The organism is Halomonas sp. 3F2F (assembly GCF_014897805.1).
Taxonomy (GTDB): Bacteria; Pseudomonadota; Gammaproteobacteria; order Pseudomonadales; family Halomonadaceae; genus Vreelandella.
On the sequence record NZ_JABUZE010000040.1, the window covers coordinates 1 to 17,989 of the forward strand.

Genomic DNA, 17,989 nt, shown 5'->3' on the forward strand with positions numbered 1-17,989 from the left:
TCCTACATACATTATGCACGAAAACTTTCGGTTAGGCACTTAGTTCACTCAGGCGCTCCATTGTTGCGCGTCGATTTGGCAAACCAGTCAATCCATCAATGCTTGCCAGACGCTTCATTTCCTCCTCAGACTGCTTCTTATACAGGAGATAACTAACAGTATCTGAAAGCAACGCAACAAGAATATGATCATCCCTGCAAAATGGCTCAACCGGAGAAGGGCTAGAAAAATTAATAGTTCCATATAGCTGGCCAGACAACCATATCGGAGCTCCTATATACGACTCCAGTTTGAAGTTTGCGTAGCATGGATGGTTTTGAATTTCACTTTTCGCCACGAAATGAAAACCGACCGACTTACCCGCACTTAACGTGTGAACACAATAAGTTCCCGATAAGTCAAACGTTGTTAATGGTTCCAGCTCTCCTTTGAGATCAACGCAGTATTCGATGGTGTATTGGCTTCCCACAATACGAGAAACAATCGCTTTTTCGAGACCAAAATGGTCCAGGCCAACCCGAAGCAATCGTTCTATTTTATTACTCTGGCTCAGCGCGACATCTGAAGTTATGTTTTGGATCTTTTGTAGGGTATCCAAAGATTGATCTGTTGAGCGAGCTGGGCGGACAATACCAATAAATCCGGTTACTGTCCCATCCTTAGCCCGCATAACTGCCCCCGTCGTCAGGCCAAAAAACTGCTCTCCATCCGAGCGCCGATATGCAACTCTGTAGTTCTCCGCAGCTATTTTGCTAGAAGTATTAAAACGTATCCGACCTTGTTCGAAAAAATCGTTTTCATCGGCGTACAGTATTTTTGCCTCTTCACCATACAGCGCGTTCTTTGAGTATCCAAACAGCCGCTCTGTCGCAGAATTCACATAAACCATACGACGACTTGCGTCGGTAATGACAACGGCTTCTTCAAAAGCGTCGAATACTTCGGTGAAGAGTGATGGTGAAATCGAATTTACGCCGCCGCCATCAACTAAAGCTTTAGTCGTTTCTCCTAGCTTATCGTCTTTCATAGACACACCTTTCATGAAACCATGCGACTTTATCCAGCAATAGTTGACACTGATTTAAGCGATCATTCGGGCTTCGAAAGTCTCTGGGCTGATCATATCCCGTTAGCACTGTGCCGCCGTTGTTTGTTGTACTCCACGATGTACTCAAACGCCTGACACCTCATATCGCCTCGCATTTTAAATGGCTACCCATGGATAGCCATCTCACAGTGCCTTTTAGGACCTGTTGTTACCTGTTGAGTCTAACCGCCATGATAGCTCTCTAGGCGAGTGAAGGTGATTCAGGCAAGCGGTAGCATACAAAACGGCAATTCCCATTAGCAGGCTAATCGATGCTAATAAGCTGTGGCATGGCAGGTAGCCACTTTCACGGCTTTCAAACCTTTGGTGATGGCGAGCATCCGGGCGCCCTTAGCAAAACACATTGTTTTATTTAGTGAAGTTGCTCAAAGACTTCAGGGTGTTGCTCAGCAATTCGCAACAGAGCAACTGCCGGGCCTTGAGGCTCTCTGCGGCCTTGTTCCCAGTCCTGAAGTGTACGTATGCTGACCCCAAGAAGACCTGCAAAGGCTGATTGCGATAGGTTCAGTTTATGCCGAATTATTTGAGGGGGTGAGGGCTCTGCTAACTCATGAGTTCGCAGAGCTACTTTGCCTTTCTTGAACTGTTTGATCTCATTGATACCGTCTAGAATCTCTGCCCCAAGGTTTCTATCAACCATTTTTGATTGCCTCCGCTATTTGCTTGAGCATGTGCCCAGGAATACTGGCACGCTCCGTTTTACTGTACAGCGTGAGCATCCATATCTCGTGATCGGATGCTTTCATCAAGTTGGTCAGAACGCTTTGTGCTAACACAAATTGCCATCTATTCAGGCTTTTTTGACAAACTGGGCGGTGACCATCATGTCGCCAGCGCCATCGACCTTGCAGTCGAGCTGGTGGTCTTTGCCCTCTTTGAGCCGCTTAATGACCGCCTTGGTGCCAATCTTAAGCACGATTGAGCTGCCTTTGACCTTGAGGTCTTTGATAAGCGTTACCTTGTCGCCTTCAGCAAGCAGGCTGCCATTGGCATCTTTCACCGTGACGGTATCTTCCGCTTCAACCTCGGAAGGGTTCCATTCGTGGGCGCATTCCGGGCAAATAAACAGGCTTTGATCCTGGTAGACGAATTCAGATTGGCAATTGGGGCAAGGTGGGCATGACATGGGAGGAAACTTCTGTGGTTGGATTGGCTGCTTATGATACTGAGCCTTTGCAGCCTTGGCGAATGCACACAGGCAGGTTCACTGGGAAGCGGTGCCTGTTGATGGCTCAGTGTTTGAATCGTCGCGGGCTAAAGCCACCTCCTACGGGGCGTTTTTATAGTTGGGGATGATGGGTTGGCTACCTGAAGATAGGCATAATTTGATTAGCTGTTTTGCCCTCTTCCTAGTTTGAGAAAATCTCTTGATAATAGGGCATAGCCTATATAGGATAAAACCTATAAACAAAAGAGGTCTCCATGTGGTCTATCGAGCAAACAGACACATTTGAAGCGTGGTTCTTCTCATTGGAAGAAATTGAACGTGAGAACGTTCTGGCTTCTGTACTTCTTCTACGTGAACGAGGCCCGATGCTTTCAAGGCCGCACGCTGACACTGTAAACGGCTCGCAGCATTCCAACATGAAGGAATTGCGTGTTCAGTGCCAGGGACGTCCTATCAGAGTATTTTTTGCGTTTGATCCACGTCGCACAGGCATCTTGCTATGCGCAGGCGATAAAGGTGGAAATGACAAGCGCTTCTATAATGAGATGATTCCAGTCGCCGATAAAGAATATACGGCTCACCTGGAAACACTAAAGTGAGGTGGTAACCATGGCACGCAAACTGGAAGACTTGTTAGCAAAAGAAAAGCCAGAGATCGTTGCGGCAGCTGAGGCGAAAGCCAACGATATGTTATTCGAGATCAGGCTTGCCGAAATTCGTCAGCTAGCGGAGAAAACCCAAGCAGACATAGCTATTGCGATGGGAGTAAAACAACCCACCGTCGCAGGACTTGAGAAAGTTGGCCAGGATATGCGCCTTAGTTCACTCAAACGCTACGTCGAAGCGCTAGGCGGCCGAGTCCGTGTCGATATAGAACTTCCCGATGGAAGTCATCATGGCTTCCCTGTATAGCTGTCCCCAACAAGCTGTTTAGACTTACGCCGTTTTTTAGTAATGCATCACACCTCGAATACTTAGATCAAACCGGCTCCAATTGCCAGCCTTGCTCGGTTGCTAGCAGGCGGTCTGTTAGCGCTAGGTTTTCCAGAAAGGCATCGTCGTGGGATACCACCACTAACGCGCCTTGGTAACTGCGCAGCATGGTTTCCAGTGCTTGTGCTGAAGGCAGGTCAAGATGGTTATTTGGCTCGTCCAGTAGCAGTAGTTGCGGTGGGCAATCGGCGTAGAGGATGCAGGCCAGTGCGCCTTTCAGGCGCTCGCCACCGCTTAGCCGCCCACTGGGCGTGGTGATTTTTTGCGCGTCCAGACCTAGCTGGGCAAGCCGCATGCGCAGGCCCCCTTCACTCGCGGTTCGGTTGGCTTGCTGCAGTTGTGCAAGCAACGTCTTTGCTGGGTCTAAATTCCCCAGTTGCTGGTCGAGATAGGCGCTTTCAGGCGTTATGTTGCAGGCTCCTGACAAGGGCTCAATCTGGCCCGCCAGCACGCGGAGCAGCGTGGATTTACCACAGCCATTCGGGCCGACGATGCCTAGTCGCTGCTGCCCTTTCAGCATTAGATTAATGTGCCGAGTAGCGCCCATAACGAACGGTAGCTCAACCCTTTCTAACTCCGCCAAACAGCGCTTGGCGGCTTGGGTAACGGGTATTTCATGCAGGTTGATTTGTCGCTCGTTTTCAACCTGCTTTGCGGCGTCACGCACACGTTGATTCAGCTGCGCCTGACTGGCCGCCTGCTTTTGGCGCAGCGCGCCCGCCGAGGTTTCGCTGCGCTCTTTCTGGCGATCTAACAGGATCTTAGCCTGGTTGGCCTCCTTGCCCAGCCGGTTGCCGCGAGCCTGGCGTTTCTCCTGACGTTCACGCTGCTTGCGCATCGCGCGCTCTTCGCGTTGGCGTTCGAGCTTTCGCTGGCTGAGCTGATCAAGGGCAGCCTGCTGCTCGTGCGCTTTGGCTTGAGCATAGAACGTGTAGTTGCCACCGTAGCTGTGCAGCCCTAAGGGCGACAGTTCCACGATACGCTCCATGGCTTCCAGCAGTTGTCGGTCATGGCTAACCACTATCAGCCCACGCGGCCAGCGCCGCAGCTGTTCGATGAGTGCCTGCCGATTGGGTCGGTCGAGATGGTTGCTTGGCTCATCAAGAATCAGGCAATCGGCATTCGAGAGCATTGCACCCATTAAGGCCACGCGCATGGCTTCGCCGCCGCTCAGTGTGTTCGCTGGTGTGCTGGCTTCAAGATAGCCCAGGCCATTGCGTTCGAGTTCATGGCGGAATCGCTGGGGCATATCCCAACGATCCTCGACTGTCTCAAAATCCTCCGGCGCTGTGCTGCCCGCCTCAATGCGTGCCAGCGCATCCAGCGTTGTTCGAACACCGGCAAGATCAGCGACACAAGCGCCCTGCGGCTGCGCCACCTGCTGGGCAAGGTAATGGACGCTGCCGGGGCGCTGACAATGGCCAGTGGTTGGCTGCACTAGGCCCGCGAGGATTTGGGCTAGGACTGTTTTGCCGACACCATTACGCCCCACCAACCCGGTTGGGCGGTTATCGAACTGCTCGTGAAGATCAGTGAAAAGCGTTCTGCCATCCGACAGAACGTAGGAAACACCTTTTAAGGTGAGATAGGTATTTGTCATGTGTGATTCCAACGATGCCAAGAACTCTCTCTAGAACCCTCCCAAGAACCATTTCAAAGACGATCCTTGCTACTGGGGGGATGGAGACTGGCCGTTATTGCAACGGCGGCATCAATGGTTCATTGGACAAATACCTCTGCTAAACGTGGGAGGATTTAAACCATAATACAAATAACACTCGCTAGCTATGAGCTGTTAGGAAGATTTTCGCTCAGCGCTTTTTAGCGCAATGCCGGGTGCCGATGACTAGGCAAAAGATAACTGCCTGGGCTATCGCTATACTGGTAATTACTCCTTTCCAGGCCCATATCGCAAAGGCATACGCCGCAAGGCTTGCGCCCATTGCGCCGCCTAAATAGTAGCAAGAGAGGTATATGCCAGCGGCAACACCGGCGGGTACGCGGCGCGTGCTGCTTAATAACTGGGTCGTCACTGTTTGGAACATATAGGTTCCTATGGCAAACAGCGCAACGCCCAGCATGATAGACATGCGTGTCGTGCTAATCAGCCACAGCGCTGCCCAAATCAACGCTATGAGTGATATGGCAATCGCTACTTCACTTAGGTAGCGCCGCAATACGCTGGCAGTGAGCACGCAGACAAGTGAGGGCAGGCACGCCAGATAGATCGTGCCGATCTGCTGTGAATTCCAATGATAGGGTTCTTGGGCAAGCCATAGACCCAGTGCCGTAAACACCGCGCTTTGCGTGAAGAGCAGTGCAAAACCCGCGAGATAGGCAATGAGCAGCGTACTGTCAGTAAGCGCGCGCCTTGTATATGCCTCCGACGTTTGATGCCGTTCAGTACGCTGCATTGGTTCAGCGCCAGTTGTTTTCAGATAAGTAATTTTCGGAAGAAGATAAACCGCCACCGCCGATAGCATCATTAGGCATGCAGAGCTTAAGAAGCCCAGCTCCCAACCCATGGCACCAACCGACCAAGCAGGGTAAAACCGGCTGAGTGTGCTGCCAACTATGGTGCCGGTCACGTACAGCGGCACAAAACTGCTTGGCCGCTGAGAGACCAAATTCATCGTTGCGGTTAATAGAAAGGGAATGACAATGCCTTGGCCTAGCCGCAGTACAAAAAGCACGTCTTGGCTAGTCGTCAATGCCATTGAAGCGTTAATCGCGGCCAATGTGAGAAAGCCAGCTATCAATAAGGTCGAAGGGTTAGCATGTTTTGTTACAGCGCCAGTCAGTGGCGCGGTAACCATCATTCCTAGCAACGAGGCCATCGTTAACCAGCCAGCGCCAGTGGCTGTTGTTCCGAACCGCTCGACTAACGCTGGAAACAGCGCCTGAAGCTGGTACAAATTAAAAAAAGCGCCGAGCGATCCAATGATTAAGGCCGTACGCATGGCTTATTCCTGTTGAGACAGGCATTATCATACGTACGCTCAAGGCTCGAATGAAGGTCGGAATCGGTATCGCAGTGATAGCTGTTTCGACAGAGTGCAGCATCAGAAATCAGCGTATGTTGTGGTCACTGGAGGAGCGACGAGATGGTCGAACTGAAACAGATTAAGCACTTTGTTGCCGTTGCTGAGGAGCTTAACTTCAGGCGCGCTGCCGAGCGATTGCATATTACCCAGCCGCCGCTGAGCCAGAGCATTAAGTCATTAGAAGAAACCGTGGGTGTGAAGCTGTTTGAGCGCAATACCCGAGGTGTGCATCTCACCAAAGCAGGCGAGGCCTTTCTTGGTGAAAGCTTGGAGATACTCAGTGCTGCACAACGAAGCATCGGCGTTGCCAGGCAGGCAGCCCAGGGTGAAATCGGCATGCTGCGCCTTGGTTATTCGGCCAGCGCGATTTTCTCCAAATCCCTCACCTCTGCCCTGGCTAAACTGCTCACCGAGCGCCCGCTGATCGAACTGCAGCTGTGCGAAGGGAATGCCCTCTCACATATCGCATCGCTGAAAGCAGGTAAGCTTGACGCTGTGGTACTACGAGCTGAGCTGGACGAGAACGCTCTAGCGGGTTTATCGGTTTCCAGGCTGGGAGATGAACCGCTGCTCGTGCTACTCCCCCCAGGCCATCGGCTGCAGGCAAAGCCTTCCATCAATTTTGGCGAGATAGCCAGCGAGCGGCTTTTACTCCAACCCGCCACGCAAAGAACATTTCTTAGGCGCCAACTGGAGACATTGGCCGATAAAGCAGGGGTTTCTCTCAGCCATGTTGTGGATGTGCCCGATATCGGCAGTATGCTGTGCTTCGTTGGCGCCGGTATTGGCATTACCACCCTGCCCGCCAGCGCCGCGTCGATGGCTCACGGGCTGGTAGCCATACCGCTTGCCGACGGGGGCACTTCCCCGCCGCTACTGTTAGCCTACAAGAAAGACAATCCTCTAAGTGAGCAGCTTAGGGATCTCGTTGAAGCGCCTCCTTCATAAGCGTGGAGAATGGCGTGATAGCAAGCCCCAACAGTTACGCTGCTTTTGCCCAACCACACAGAAATTAAGGTAGATGTGTTTGGCTTAACGCGGCATTGGCTCCTAGACTGAAGGCTCGTTTCTTTTGAGATACCCGACCTATGCGTGTGTTTTCTAATCCGGTCGGTGCCGGTTCACTCTGGTTTGATAATTTGGTGACCGCAGATGGCGTGCCTGTGGCTTACGACCCGCAAGCACGTGCCTTTCTGCCGATGCCGCCCTTCTGCGCCAACCGCGAAGTCATTGGTTGCAACTGGATTGCGCCTAAGCAAGGTGAATTCTGCCGTGCCTGCGCAATGACAGCCCTAGCACCCGACCCTTCCATTTCAGATGCCATGCCCAACTGGGCGCAAACGGAGGCAGCTAAACGCTGGGTAATCGACAACCTTGGCCGTTGGAACTGGTTTCGCCCGGAAGACCCTGGCGCGCCACCCGTGTTTCATATGCTGGCCGAAGGGGGAACGCCGGTGCCCATGGGCCATGTGGGCGGTGTGGTTACCATCAGTGTCGCAGAGGCTGATGCGGTGTTACGCACAACTCGCAAAGAGGCATTGGCAGAGCCTTACCGCACGATGATTGGCCATATGCGCCATGAAATCGCCCATATGCTGTGGTGGCGGCTGAGCTTACGGGATGACTTTCTTGATGCGTTTCGTGAGATGTTTGGCGATGAGCGCGAGGATTATCCAGCAGCGTTGCAGCACTATTATCACAATGGCCCGCCTGCGGATTGGCGGCAGCGGTTTCTGTCTACCTATGCCTCCTCCCACCCTCATGAGGATTGGGCGGAAACCACCTCGCACCTGCTGCACCTGACCGATATCACCGATAGTTTTGTGTCGGCGGGCATGACCTCTCCAGCCTTGCCCAACACCTATGGTTGGGATGCTTACGCCGAACCGGACGCTGAGCGCTTGATTCACATCGCGGCATCATTAGTCGCCGGGGTTAATCATGTAAACCGCTCGATGGGGCTTTCGGATCTTTATCCGTTTGTGCTTTCCGACGCAGCGATGCGCAAGCTAGCCTTCGTGCATAATTGGCTACGGCGCGGCGCTCAAGGGCTTTAATCCGCATCTGCAACAGGCCCTGGGGAAATCAGCACTTTAGCCAGGGCCTGCCATCGATAAACGCGTTAGCTTAGTTGCAAAGCGTCAATCACCGCCGCCACCCTTTTCCGTGCATCGCCTTGCAGCGTTTGTAGCGGCTGGGGCAAACAGGGTTGGCTTACTGTTCCGGTAAGTTCTGCAATGGTAGCGACTACCCGCAGGCTGCCGCCGAAGTCACGGTAGAGCGCCCATAACGGTTCAAGTGCAGCGGAAAGCGCGTTGGCGTCTTTTGCGTCTCCCGCTTGGGCGGCACGGGTTAGCACCAGCGCAGTTTCAGGGTATAGCCCACCAATCACCGAGTACCAGGCATCGCAGCCAGCAAGCATGCCCGTGGCGGCCGCTGGGTCGCCGCTAATGCCGATGGTTACGTCGCTGGGAATTAATCCCCGCAGCCGTGCTACGCGCGCCTGTGCGGCGGCGATATCATTCTGCACTGGAGGAATTTTAATCGAGTGAACCTGGGGCAGTTGAGCGATGCGACCATGCAGTTCATCACTGAATTCAAAGTGCGTAGTGCCTGGGTTGTCATAGACACATAGCGGCACACTCAGCGAACGACAAACCGTCTCGAAAAGGCCAAATACCTCATCCTCGGTCAGCTTTTGATAAGACACTGGCGCCAATAGCACGCCACTAGCGCCTGCTTGCTGGGCGCTTTCTGCATTGGCCAGTACATCACGGGTACGGAGCGAACCTATGCCTACCACCACTGGCACGCTGGCGGCATGCTCAACGCATAGCTTGGCGACTCGGGCGCGCTCTTCACCACTTAAATAAGCGTAGCTGCCCGTAGACCCCAGCACGCCGATAGAATCCACCCGCGCTTCCACCAGGCGTTCCACTAAACGAGCAAACTCATGCTCATGTATGCCCTGCTCGTTCATGGGGGTTAGCGGAAAAGCGCTCAAACCAGTGAACATGGTGAATGATCCTTTTACGATGACAGTTAAGAGACTATTAACATACGTGATGCTGCATGATGAGGCTAGCGAGTCTCTCAAGGTTAGTTAGCAATTATGTACAAGCATTTGATATCCAGGAGCGCATAAGCTAGGTGGTGTGACTTATCAGGAGGGTTTGGCATGGCAAATACAAGCCGGTTTCAATTCATCAAAAGTCAGCATGTGCCAACACTGACGGTGCTTCAGGCGGCAATTGAAGATTTCAGCTATGACCGTCATGCCCATGAGGAGTTTGCCTTCGGCGTAACGCTGGCCGGGCGTCAGGATTTTTTTAGCGGCGGGCAGTTCCACAAAAGCCCGCCGGGCAATGTGATTCTGTTCAACCCTGAGGAGGTTCACGATGGCCAACCAGGCGGTGAGCATGCACTGGACTACCTGATGGTTTATGCCCATCCAGAACAGGTCAAGCCGCTGTTCGCAGATGCGCTTGGGCGCGAACATGCCACGGATTTTCGTTCCAACCAAACGCTGATTCAGGATGTGCAACTGCGCCACGCCATTTTGGAACTGGCGCGCTTGGTCACCTCCCAAGCAGGTAGCTGTATTGATCAGGAAAATGCGCTTTATCGGGTTATCGAGAGAACCGTTCAACTCGGCGGCATTTCACAACCCAACCCCATCACAAGTCGACCTGATGCCCTGCTAGGTCTGGCTAAGGAGTATATCCACGCCCACTTGGAAAGCGATATGTCGCTGGATGATATTTGCCAGGCAGCGCATTTATCCAAGTACCATTTCTTGCGCCTGTTTCGCCAGCATTACGGCATTACCCCCCATCAGTACGTGATTAATTGCCGAATCAATGCGGCGCGTACTGCACTAGACGCCGGTGCCCCACTTAACGAAGTGGCGCTACGCTTTGGCTTTGCCGACCTTAGCCATTTTAATCGGCGCTTTAAGCGCATTTATGGCATGACACCCCACCAATACCAACGCGATATCGCGCGTTAATCCCCAGTTTTAGAACTGCCATTAAACAAACGAGGCTTCACCATGCTAGGAATCGTCGCCTATGCCCTGGGCGCTATGTATACGCCTGGGCCTGTGAATCTGCTGGGCTTAAACGTTGGCATCAATGGCCAAGCCAAAAAATCGCTCGGTTTTTGTCTGGGAGTAGGCACCGCGATGTTTACTTACTTATTACTATTGGGCTGGGCAGGCGCCGCTTGGATCGACAATGAAGCACTGATCGTTGTGAGCGCGTTGGGGTGTAGCTATATTGTTTATCTCGCAATAAAAATTGCCCGTTCAAGCGCTGATTTAAGTAGCGACTTAAACACCCAGTTAAACAACCATGACCACACCGTACATCTGCTGCGTTTTCGCGATGGGCTGGTGATGCAACTGCTTAACCCAAAAGCCATTATTGCCACCCTACCCCTTGCTACACTGCAATTTCCTGCGGCGGGTATTGAAGGGCTTAGCTTGGTGGTTTGGGCATTCGGGCTGGCAATATTAGCCGCTGGCGCACCCGGCAGTTATGTCTTGATGGGCAGTTTGGTTGGCCAGCGCATTCAAAGCGCAGGGATCATTAAGGGCTTCAACTGGGTAATGGCGGGGCTGCTGGTCGCCGTGGCGTTATCGATTGGCTATGAGCATGTTTGGCTGGCGCTTAACGCTAGCTAGCCTGATGACACAGGTAGCGAGCATTCTAGCCATTGATTGCTCGCTACATTTGCGGTGTGTCACACCCCCTCTTGCGCCCTGGCAATAGCAGCAGAAATAGCTGCCTTTGCCTGCGGGCTGTTTTTCCAGCAGGTGGTGTGCAGCATGGCGGCCACCATTTCTGCTATCTCATCAACTTGGCGGGCGGCCAGCTCAGCAAATGAGTCAATACCAATCTCTTCAAAACGCTTGAGGACGGTAGGGCCAACGCCTTTGACACTCAATAGTGCATCTCTTTCGGCATCAGAAAAGGCCACTCATGTACTCCTCTTTAAAAAGATCTTTGAGGTTAAAAGACCTCTGGGTTTAAAAGAGCTCTGAGGCGTTCGCGTTTTAAGTGCGCGCCTCTGACCAAACCGCAAACTCATTGCCACTGGGCTCTAGGAAGTGAAAGCGAAAGCCGCCTGGGAATTCGAAAATAGGCTGAATGACGTCACCGCCGCTTTGCTCTACCTTTTCGAGCGTTGCGTTAATATCCGCGCTATAGAAAACCAGCAGTGCGCCGCCATTAGCGGTTCGACTGCAGGCATCTGAATGATAAAAGCCGCCATCTAATCCCTGGTTGGAAAACGCGCTGTATTCAGGGCCGTAATCGACGAATTCCCAGCCGAACACCGCCGTGAAAAACGTTTTTGTCGCCGCTAAATCTTTCGCTGCAAACTCGACGTAATTAAGCTTTTCATGCAGGTGCATAGGTCTGTTCCTTTACGTTGCCGAATTCAGATTATGAGCACGTTTAGTTGCCACTCAGTGACAGCTTAGCCTAACGTGACTGCTTAATAACCAGTTCAATCGCTTGCTTAACGTACGCGTACATTACCGGGCAAGTGCTGGCTCTGGGGCCTGCCACGTTTAAGACGCTAATGTTGCGATCATGCACAAAGTCGGCCAGCAACATCGCTGCGTGCAGTGGATCTATCAGCTCAATATCAATTAGCTTGTAGGGTTTTGATTGCTGAATACAGAAAAGTGCAGTGGCTTCTGTTCCCCCTTGAAGATAAGACGCATAGAAGATAGCGGTGCCATCCGCGTTCTGTACATTTTGATGGTTGCGCTGACGGTAATCACCGCTGACCTCTTCGAGGGTATAGATACTGCTCATTGGCCCATCTTCGGCCATTCTGCCCACCGGACACGTTCCACCAATGGGAAATTCTAATGTTAAGGCAGCATCGAGAGCCGCCCTATCAGCGCCTGTTTGGCCGCCACTCATAATTTTGGAAAGCATAAATTAGCCACGTGTCTCTGATCGAGCGGCAAACGCGTTTGCCACGCGGTGTTGTAAGTGAAAACGGACGTTGTAAAACCTACTGCCCGAAGCCTATCCCCAGTCTCAGTGCTTGAAGACCATCGAGCTCAACATTAACGTCGTCTGAAAACACCGGGTGCCCTTGCACCACCATGTTCACTGCGGCCTGAGAACCGCGGTAAGTAACGGTTACTGTCAGTTCTGCAGAGGTGTTAATCGGCGCAAATAGACCATACTCAACGCTATCAACACTCACCGAAGACAGACCGCGATCATCCAATTGCTGCTGCACTTCTTGTTTTACGGCGACACCGTAATAGATATAGATGCCCACGTAGCCAATTGCCAGTAGTACGATCAGTGAAAAGAGCTTCCCCATTACTTCCCCCCAGTGCGACGAAATCCTTATGGTTGCCGCCTTCGGCCAGCAATCACGAGCGCTGATAATGCCTGCGGTAGTAAGTAGCTACAAGCACTGAAAAATGAACATTATTTACAAACAAGCGAGAAGGATTCTAATGGTGAGGTGTCGGGAGTAAGTGGCATGTTGTTCACTGCGAACATTGCCCGCAGCGACGCTTCCCCTTTGGCACTGAAAACGATAACGCGGGAGTCTTCCTCCCGTTTCGCCCAGCCAAGCGCCTGAATTCGCGCAAGCAGCGCCGCCCCGAGCGCGCCGGCAAGATGATTCCTACGCTCGCTCCAATCCAAACACGCTCGACAAAATGATCGCTTCGAAGAAGCCAGCGCGTCTGCATCAATGCCATGTTTCTGGAACCACAGCCGTCCCTGTTTAGTCAGCTGTAGTCCGCCTGGAAGCTGCTGAAGGATATCTGTCTCGAGCATCTGCTCGTACACAAAAACCCCCAGCTCCCCTGCAAGGTGGTCGTAACAAACGCGGGCCTTGCGCAGCGCGGGGTCGCGCGGGCCGATAGACAGATGCCTATCGTCGCCTCGGAAAGCGAGGCCCATCAGCGACTCCAAAAGTTCAGCAACATGTGGCCCCGCCAGCCTAAAATAGCGGTGGCGCCCCTGCTTCTCGACCGCGAGTAGTCCTTCCTCTCGTAGCTTTCTGAGGTGGAAGCTCATGGTTTGCTTAGTCACACCGGCCATATTTGCCAGTTCAGTCGCCGTTAGCGCGCGATCAGACATTAAGGCACAGAGCGCTTCCGCCCGAGCGTTATCTCCGATCAGTGCGGCAACGCGCACAATGTTAGGGGCTTCATTCATGGTTCGATCTTAGTCGAACCATTTGGGTGCGGCAATTAGGTATCGTCTCCGTTGCCTTTCAACGGAGATAATCAGATGAGCATTACCTGCATCATTCGCTACGAGATCGACCCTTTCCAACGCGACGCTTTCAAGCAATACGCGGAAAACTGGGGAAAAATCATCCCCTGGTGTGGCGGCCATCTTATTGGCTACTTCCTGCCTTTAGAGGGCACCAACAATATCGCCTGGGGCCTAATTGCCTTCGATAGCCTAGCTTCCTATGAGGCCTATCGCGCTCGGCTGAGATCTGATGAAGGAGGACACGCGAACTTCACAATGGCCCAAGAGCAACGATTCATCCTCAAAGAGGAGCGTAGCTTTGTAGAAGTGGTAGACGGCACCTTGGGCATTGAAGCTGTCGATGTAATGAACGTATCGACGTAACGACGCTGTGAATATAAAGAATCTGAGAATAAAAGAACTTATGAATATAAAGAATTTATGAATACAAGGAATCTGCCATGATCGCTGTGATCTTCGAAGTGCTTCCACATAATGAGCGTTATCAAGACTACTTGGATACTGCCAGCGCATTACGCCAAGATTTGGAAGCTATCGACGGCTTTCTATCGATTGAGCGCTTCGAGAGTCTGACGCAACCCGGCAAAGTGCTGTCGCTGTCTTTTTGGCGGGATGAAGATGCCGTGAAGCAGTGGCGTTCGCTTGAATCTCACCGAGCGGCTCAGAAAGCTGGTCGACAGGATATCTTTGCCGACTACCGACTGCGTGTCGCTTCCGTCATCCGAGACTACGGAATGAACGACCGGCTCGAGGCACCTGAGGATTCGCGTCACGCGCACTCATCATAAATGGAAGTAGCCACAACGTTTGTATTCTCCACGCCTACGCAGCTTTGCGCGGGTGTGGTGGAATGCAAGTATTGGGCGTTTTATGTGTAGACCTTGTTAGGAGCGATGAATACCGCCCAACATCGAGCATCAATCAACCGTGCTGAGAGAAGCCCCGACAAACACTTTACGGTAGCTACTCGGGCTAGTGTTTAGGCATTTCCGGAAATGATGTCGCATGGTAGGAAGACTACCGAAGCCACTCCGAGCCGCGATATTTTCCAGACTCATTTGACCTTGCTCCAAAAGCTCACAAGCGACACCATCACTACTTGGGGAAAAAGCACGTTTCGTTTTTTGCTACCCCTGCTGCCACAGGCAGATCACCGCTACGAATTGTCGTAAACAGCACAATACGAGATTGCTATTACTGCAGCTTTTTAACCATAGCAGCATCTGGGGTCAGCACATTGCCGTCACCAGCTTGGGGAGCCATTAAGGGCACAGGCTGCCCCGTTGATTTGTCGATAAGTGTGGAGTGCTGCTCGCTACGAGCGAACAAGTAGCGCTCCCCCCACTGGCGTAAAGCAACCACCACAGGAAATAGACTTTCCCCCTTAGCAGTCAAGACATATTCCTGGTAGGCCGTGCCATCCGATGCCGGCCGAGTTTCCAGGATATCCGCTTCAACCAATCGATGCAGGCGTTCGGCCAGAATGTTGCGAGCCATGCCTAGGCTGCGCTGAAAGTCACGAAATCGTCTCATGCCGTCAAAAGCATCTCGTACGATGAGCAGCGACCACCGATCTCCGACAATATCGACAGAGCGTGCTACTGGGCAGGTTTCACTATCTATGGACTTACGACGGGACATGACATTCGCCTTTCATTCGATTGCGGCAATTTTTATCTAGTTGCATTTTAAAACCAGTATACCTACCATCCAACTAGTTTTTTTTTGAAACCAGATTATTTGGAGGGTAGTTATGAAAGCGTCCACGGTACTGCCATCTCATTGTGATGACAGTGCACCTGCTATCCGAACAGATATGCCACGCGGCTTAGTGTTGCTGTTCGCCGCGGCCAGCGGCTTAAGCGTCGCGAACGTCTATTACGCACAGCCACTGCTAGATGCTCTAGCCCAAGATTTCGCTATCAGTTATGCAGCCGTTGGCGGTGTGGTCACGGCCACTCAGGTCGGCTGTGCTTTAGCCTTGCTCCTGCTCGTGCCACTAGGAGACCGAGTTAACCGCCGTCGTCTTATGGCGTTACAATTGCTGGCGTTGGTGGCCGCCCTCATCGTTGTAGCACTGTCACAATCCACCGCTATGCTGCTGGCAGGAATGCTCAGTGTTGGCCTGCTCGGTACGGCAATGACACAAGGGTTAATCGCTTATGCAGCTAGTGCATCAGCTCCTCATGAACGGGGACGTGTAGTCGGCGCAGCGCAAGGCGGTGTGTTTATTGGCTTACTACTTGCCCGAATATTCGCTGGTGGTGTAAGCGATCTAGCCGGCTGGCGGGGTGTCTACTTGTGCTCTGCAGCCATAATGCTGGTACTCGCTCTGCCACTGTGGCGTCGACTACCAACGTTGGAAGCTGCGTCAGGTTCCATGAGCTATCCACACCTGATTGTCTCGATGCTCGAACTATTGCGGGAAGAACGGGTGCTGCAAATCCGCGGTGTGCTGGCCCTACTGATGTTCGCTGCCTTCAACGTTTTCTGGAGCGCTCTGGTATTGCCACTTAGCGCACCGCCCTATGAATTTTCTCATACGGTCATTGGGGCATTTGGTTTAGCTGGCGTAGTAGGTGCCCTAGCAGCCGCTCGCGCCGGGAAATGGGCAGATCAAGGACTCGGCCAGCGTACCAGTGCAGTTGCTCTGGTATTGCTGCTACTAGCATGGTGGCCACTATCGCTGATGGAATGGTCGCTATGGGCGCTGATCATCGGGATCGTGTTGCTGGATATGGGTGGGCAGGCACTCCACGTCACTAACCAGAGCATGATTTTTCATACCCGACCTGAGGCGCATAGTCGCTTGGTAGGCCTGTACATGCTGTTCTATTCGATCGGTAGCGGCTTAGGAGCCATCAGCACGACCACCACCTACGCCCATTTCGGTTGGCAAGGAGTGTGTATTTTAGGCGCCGTGTTAAGCCTATTGGCGCTAGTATTCTGGGCCGTGACCCAGCGTTATATGCCAGATGAGGTTTCACGAGATTGAGAGCGTCGTGTTTCAATCTCCCGAACGACTGAGTCCAGGCGCATCTGAGGTGTCGTGTTTTCATGCTTCCTCCGCCCCACCACTCAGTATGCCTTGCTGAACATTGCATAACACCAGGCTGGGTTCGGTACCGTTAGCCGCAACCGCTAACTCACCCGCTGTATTCCAGCCGCCACTTTTGCCACACGTTTGCCAGCCCCCTGTGTTGGAAATGTGGTTAGCAAGCAGTACTGGGAACTGATGGCGTTTTGCCATAGCGGCGAGTAATTGTGCATCAGGCTCGTAACCTGCTTCTGATATAAGCGCACTGGCGATATACACATCTGCTTGCTGAGCAGTTGCCACTTCTGCGTGGGTGGGGTGAGCGAAGTCGGCGCAAATCGCCAAGGCTATGCGAGTGTCATTTACCGTGAACTGGTAGCTTTCATTACCCGCCAAGCAGTAAACGTCTTCTCCTTCGTGCAGGTGCTGCTTTACATAGAAATCGCGTTTTCCGCTTGGGAAACAGATAACAGCGCCTATGTGGGGCTTACTGCTTTCATTCAACAGCGGGCAACCTGCTATCACTACTATATTATGAGCAACTGCAGCGGCAGAAAGCGTACTTAAGGTCTCTGCACTTTTGGGCATCGCCAGTTGCTCTAGTAGCTCAAGCTCGTAGCCGGTAAGCGAAAGCTCTGGGAAAACCACTACATCAGCCCCAAGCCTAGCGGCGTGTTGAATGTAGGTAAGGTGTGTTGCAAGGTTCTCGGCCACTGCGCCTTTTTCTACCGGGAGTTGTGCTAACGCGATGGTGGTATTGCCCTTTTTCATTCAAGCCTCATCACAGTCAGCAAAGGAATTTAGCGTATTTAAACAGCGAGTCTTAACGCTTACTCAGCCTTTTTTAGCCAGCAATAGCCCTACTCCGGCACTGGCTAATAAAGTTGCGCAGCCGCGGTTAAATAAGCGCCGCATAGCGGGGCGTGAAAACCACTGGCTCAAAAAGCTACCTGCATAGGCATAACCAGCAATCGCTACCCATTCCAATACTAAAAACAGCACACCTAGCACCAAAAACTGCAGACCGACATTGCCGCTAGGTTCCACGAACTGCGGTAGGAAAGCGGTAAAAATCAGAATGGCTTTGGGGTTACCAGCAGCAAGCAAGAACTCTTGTCGCGCCAGCTCAAATAAGCTCATGTGCTGGATTTCAGCGCTATCACTTGCGGCAGTATCGGCGCCCCATAGTTGATATGCCAGCCATAACAAATAGAGGCCACCAACCAGCTTAATAACGAGGAAGATTTTTTCAGAAGTGTAAAGCAGCGTCGCCAAGCCAGTCGCTGCCAGCGTAATCATGCCGACAAATGCTATTAGCCGCCCAATACCCGCTAAGTGGCTATTCAAAATTTATCGTGCGCTCAGACCCGTAGC

The 17,989-nt window shown here is 52.4% G+C and carries 24 protein-coding genes; 9 read left to right on the forward strand and 15 right to left on the reverse strand.

Annotated features, from left to right (window positions below; translation table 11 throughout):
- Positions 1-31: 31 nt before the first annotated feature.
- The 3 genes from INT21_RS05070 to INT21_RS05080 form a co-directional block, all read right to left on the reverse strand.
- The gene (locus tag INT21_RS05070) at positions 32-1,027 is read right to left on the reverse strand and encodes a PAS domain S-box protein (protein WP_193084905.1); all 996 of its coding nucleotides are present in this window, start codon (positions 1,025-1,027) and stop codon (positions 32-34) included.
- A gap of 433 nt (positions 1,028-1,460) precedes the next feature.
- Positions 1,461-1,748: a helix-turn-helix domain-containing protein gene (locus INT21_RS05075; RefSeq protein WP_089039439.1), complete on the reverse strand. Its 288-nt coding sequence runs from the start codon at positions 1,746-1,748 to the stop codon at positions 1,461-1,463.
- Between the two features lie 150 nt (positions 1,749-1,898).
- Complete coding sequence (locus tag INT21_RS05080) at positions 1,899-2,234, reverse strand: zinc ribbon domain-containing protein YjdM (RefSeq protein WP_089039441.1); 336 nt, start codon at positions 2,232-2,234, stop codon at positions 1,899-1,901.
- Positions 2,235-2,530: 296 nt separating this feature from the next.
- Here INT21_RS05080 and INT21_RS05085 point away from each other — a divergent pair, with 296 nt between their 5' ends.
- Positions 2,531-2,875, forward strand: a complete 345-nt coding sequence (locus INT21_RS05085) for a type II toxin-antitoxin system RelE/ParE family toxin (protein WP_095603866.1) — start codon at positions 2,531-2,533, stop codon at positions 2,873-2,875.
- 10 nt (positions 2,876-2,885) lie between these two features.
- Positions 2,886-3,188, forward strand: a complete 303-nt coding sequence (locus tag INT21_RS05090; RefSeq protein ID WP_193067530.1) for an XRE family transcriptional regulator — start codon at positions 2,886-2,888, stop codon at positions 3,186-3,188.
- Positions 3,189-3,255: 67 nt separating this feature from the next.
- Here INT21_RS05090 and INT21_RS05095 read toward each other — a convergent pair whose 3' ends face one another.
- The gene (locus INT21_RS05095) at positions 3,256-4,869 is read right to left on the reverse strand and encodes an ABC-F family ATP-binding cassette domain-containing protein (RefSeq protein WP_193084906.1); all 1,614 of its coding nucleotides are present in this window, start codon (positions 4,867-4,869) and stop codon (positions 3,256-3,258) included.
- Positions 4,870-5,080: 211 nt separating this feature from the next.
- A complete protein-coding gene (locus INT21_RS05100; RefSeq protein ID WP_193084907.1) occupies positions 5,081-6,229 on the reverse strand; it encodes an MFS transporter in 1,149 nt (382 codons plus the stop codon).
- Between the two features lie 144 nt (positions 6,230-6,373).
- On the opposite strand from INT21_RS05100, the gene INT21_RS05105 reads away from it, so the two are divergent.
- Together INT21_RS05105 and INT21_RS05110 are read left to right on the forward strand one after the other, a co-directional pair.
- The gene (locus tag INT21_RS05105) at positions 6,374-7,261 is read left to right on the forward strand and encodes a LysR family transcriptional regulator (protein ID WP_193084908.1); all 888 of its coding nucleotides are present in this window, start codon (positions 6,374-6,376) and stop codon (positions 7,259-7,261) included.
- Between the two features lie 140 nt (positions 7,262-7,401).
- Positions 7,402-8,370: a zinc-binding metallopeptidase family protein gene (locus INT21_RS05110; protein WP_193084909.1), complete on the forward strand. Its 969-nt coding sequence runs from the start codon at positions 7,402-7,404 to the stop codon at positions 8,368-8,370.
- Between the two features lie 65 nt (positions 8,371-8,435).
- Here the strand turns inward: INT21_RS05110 and INT21_RS05115 are convergent, their stop codons facing one another.
- On the reverse strand, positions 8,436-9,329 hold the full coding sequence (locus INT21_RS05115) for a dihydrodipicolinate synthase family protein (RefSeq protein ID WP_193084910.1): 894 nt from the start codon (positions 9,327-9,329) through the stop codon (positions 8,436-8,438).
- 162 nt (positions 9,330-9,491) lie between these two features.
- Here INT21_RS05115 and INT21_RS05120 point away from each other — a divergent pair, with 162 nt between their 5' ends.
- Both INT21_RS05120 and INT21_RS05125 read left to right on the forward strand, forming a co-directional pair.
- Positions 9,492-10,322, forward strand: coding sequence for an AraC family transcriptional regulator (locus INT21_RS05120; protein ID WP_193084911.1), 831 nt, complete (start codon positions 9,492-9,494; stop codon positions 10,320-10,322).
- A 42-nt stretch (positions 10,323-10,364) separates the two neighbouring features.
- Positions 10,365-10,997, forward strand: coding sequence for a LysE family translocator (locus INT21_RS05125; RefSeq protein WP_193084912.1), 633 nt, complete (start codon positions 10,365-10,367; stop codon positions 10,995-10,997).
- 59 nt (positions 10,998-11,056) lie between these two features.
- Here the strand turns inward: INT21_RS05125 and INT21_RS05130 are convergent, their stop codons facing one another.
- The 5 genes from INT21_RS05130 to INT21_RS05150 form a co-directional block, all read right to left on the reverse strand.
- A complete protein-coding gene (locus INT21_RS05130) occupies positions 11,057-11,293 on the reverse strand; it encodes a helix-hairpin-helix domain-containing protein (protein WP_193084913.1) in 237 nt (78 codons plus the stop codon).
- Positions 11,294-11,369: 76 nt separating this feature from the next.
- Positions 11,370-11,729: a VOC family protein gene (locus INT21_RS05135; protein WP_193068797.1), complete on the reverse strand. Its 360-nt coding sequence runs from the start codon at positions 11,727-11,729 to the stop codon at positions 11,370-11,372.
- A 70-nt stretch (positions 11,730-11,799) separates the two neighbouring features.
- Positions 11,800-12,264: a YpsA SLOG family protein gene (locus INT21_RS05140; protein WP_193068796.1), complete on the reverse strand. Its 465-nt coding sequence runs from the start codon at positions 12,262-12,264 to the stop codon at positions 11,800-11,802.
- A gap of 79 nt (positions 12,265-12,343) precedes the next feature.
- Positions 12,344-12,664 (reverse strand): hypothetical protein, encoded by a 321-nt coding sequence (locus tag INT21_RS05145; RefSeq protein WP_193084914.1) that lies wholly within the window; start codon positions 12,662-12,664, stop codon positions 12,344-12,346.
- Between the two features lie 110 nt (positions 12,665-12,774).
- Entirely contained in the window at positions 12,775-13,515 is a 741-nt protein-coding gene (locus INT21_RS05150; RefSeq protein ID WP_193084915.1) for an ArsR/SmtB family transcription factor, read from the reverse strand.
- A 75-nt stretch (positions 13,516-13,590) separates the two neighbouring features.
- On the opposite strand from INT21_RS05150, the gene INT21_RS05155 reads away from it, so the two are divergent.
- Both INT21_RS05155 and INT21_RS05160 read left to right on the forward strand, forming a co-directional pair.
- Positions 13,591-13,941: an NIPSNAP family protein gene (locus tag INT21_RS05155; RefSeq protein WP_089039456.1), complete on the forward strand. Its 351-nt coding sequence runs from the start codon at positions 13,591-13,593 to the stop codon at positions 13,939-13,941.
- Positions 13,942-14,018: 77 nt separating this feature from the next.
- Positions 14,019-14,366, forward strand: a complete 348-nt coding sequence (locus INT21_RS05160) for an antibiotic biosynthesis monooxygenase family protein (protein ID WP_193084916.1) — start codon at positions 14,019-14,021, stop codon at positions 14,364-14,366.
- Positions 14,367-14,495: 129 nt separating this feature from the next.
- Here INT21_RS05160 and INT21_RS20725 read toward each other — a convergent pair whose 3' ends face one another.
- Both INT21_RS20725 and INT21_RS05170 read right to left on the reverse strand, forming a co-directional pair.
- Complete coding sequence (locus INT21_RS20725) at positions 14,496-14,651, reverse strand: helix-turn-helix domain-containing protein (protein ID WP_226930582.1); 156 nt, start codon at positions 14,649-14,651, stop codon at positions 14,496-14,498.
- A 121-nt stretch (positions 14,652-14,772) separates the two neighbouring features.
- On the reverse strand, positions 14,773-15,219 hold the full coding sequence (locus tag INT21_RS05170; protein WP_193084918.1) for a winged helix-turn-helix transcriptional regulator: 447 nt from the start codon (positions 15,217-15,219) through the stop codon (positions 14,773-14,775).
- Positions 15,220-15,331: 112 nt separating this feature from the next.
- On the opposite strand from INT21_RS05170, the gene INT21_RS05175 reads away from it, so the two are divergent.
- Complete coding sequence (locus INT21_RS05175) at positions 15,332-16,573, forward strand: MFS transporter (protein ID WP_193084919.1); 1,242 nt, start codon at positions 15,332-15,334, stop codon at positions 16,571-16,573.
- A gap of 60 nt (positions 16,574-16,633) precedes the next feature.
- Here the strand turns inward: INT21_RS05175 and INT21_RS05180 are convergent, their stop codons facing one another.
- Together INT21_RS05180 and INT21_RS05185 are read right to left on the reverse strand one after the other, a co-directional pair.
- On the reverse strand, positions 16,634-17,386 hold the full coding sequence (locus INT21_RS05180; RefSeq protein ID WP_193084920.1) for a carbon-nitrogen hydrolase family protein: 753 nt from the start codon (positions 17,384-17,386) through the stop codon (positions 16,634-16,636).
- 63 nt (positions 17,387-17,449) lie between these two features.
- Entirely contained in the window at positions 17,450-17,962 is a 513-nt protein-coding gene (locus INT21_RS05185) for a LysE family translocator (RefSeq protein ID WP_226930583.1), read from the reverse strand.
- Between the last annotated feature and the right edge of the window lie 27 nt (positions 17,963-17,989).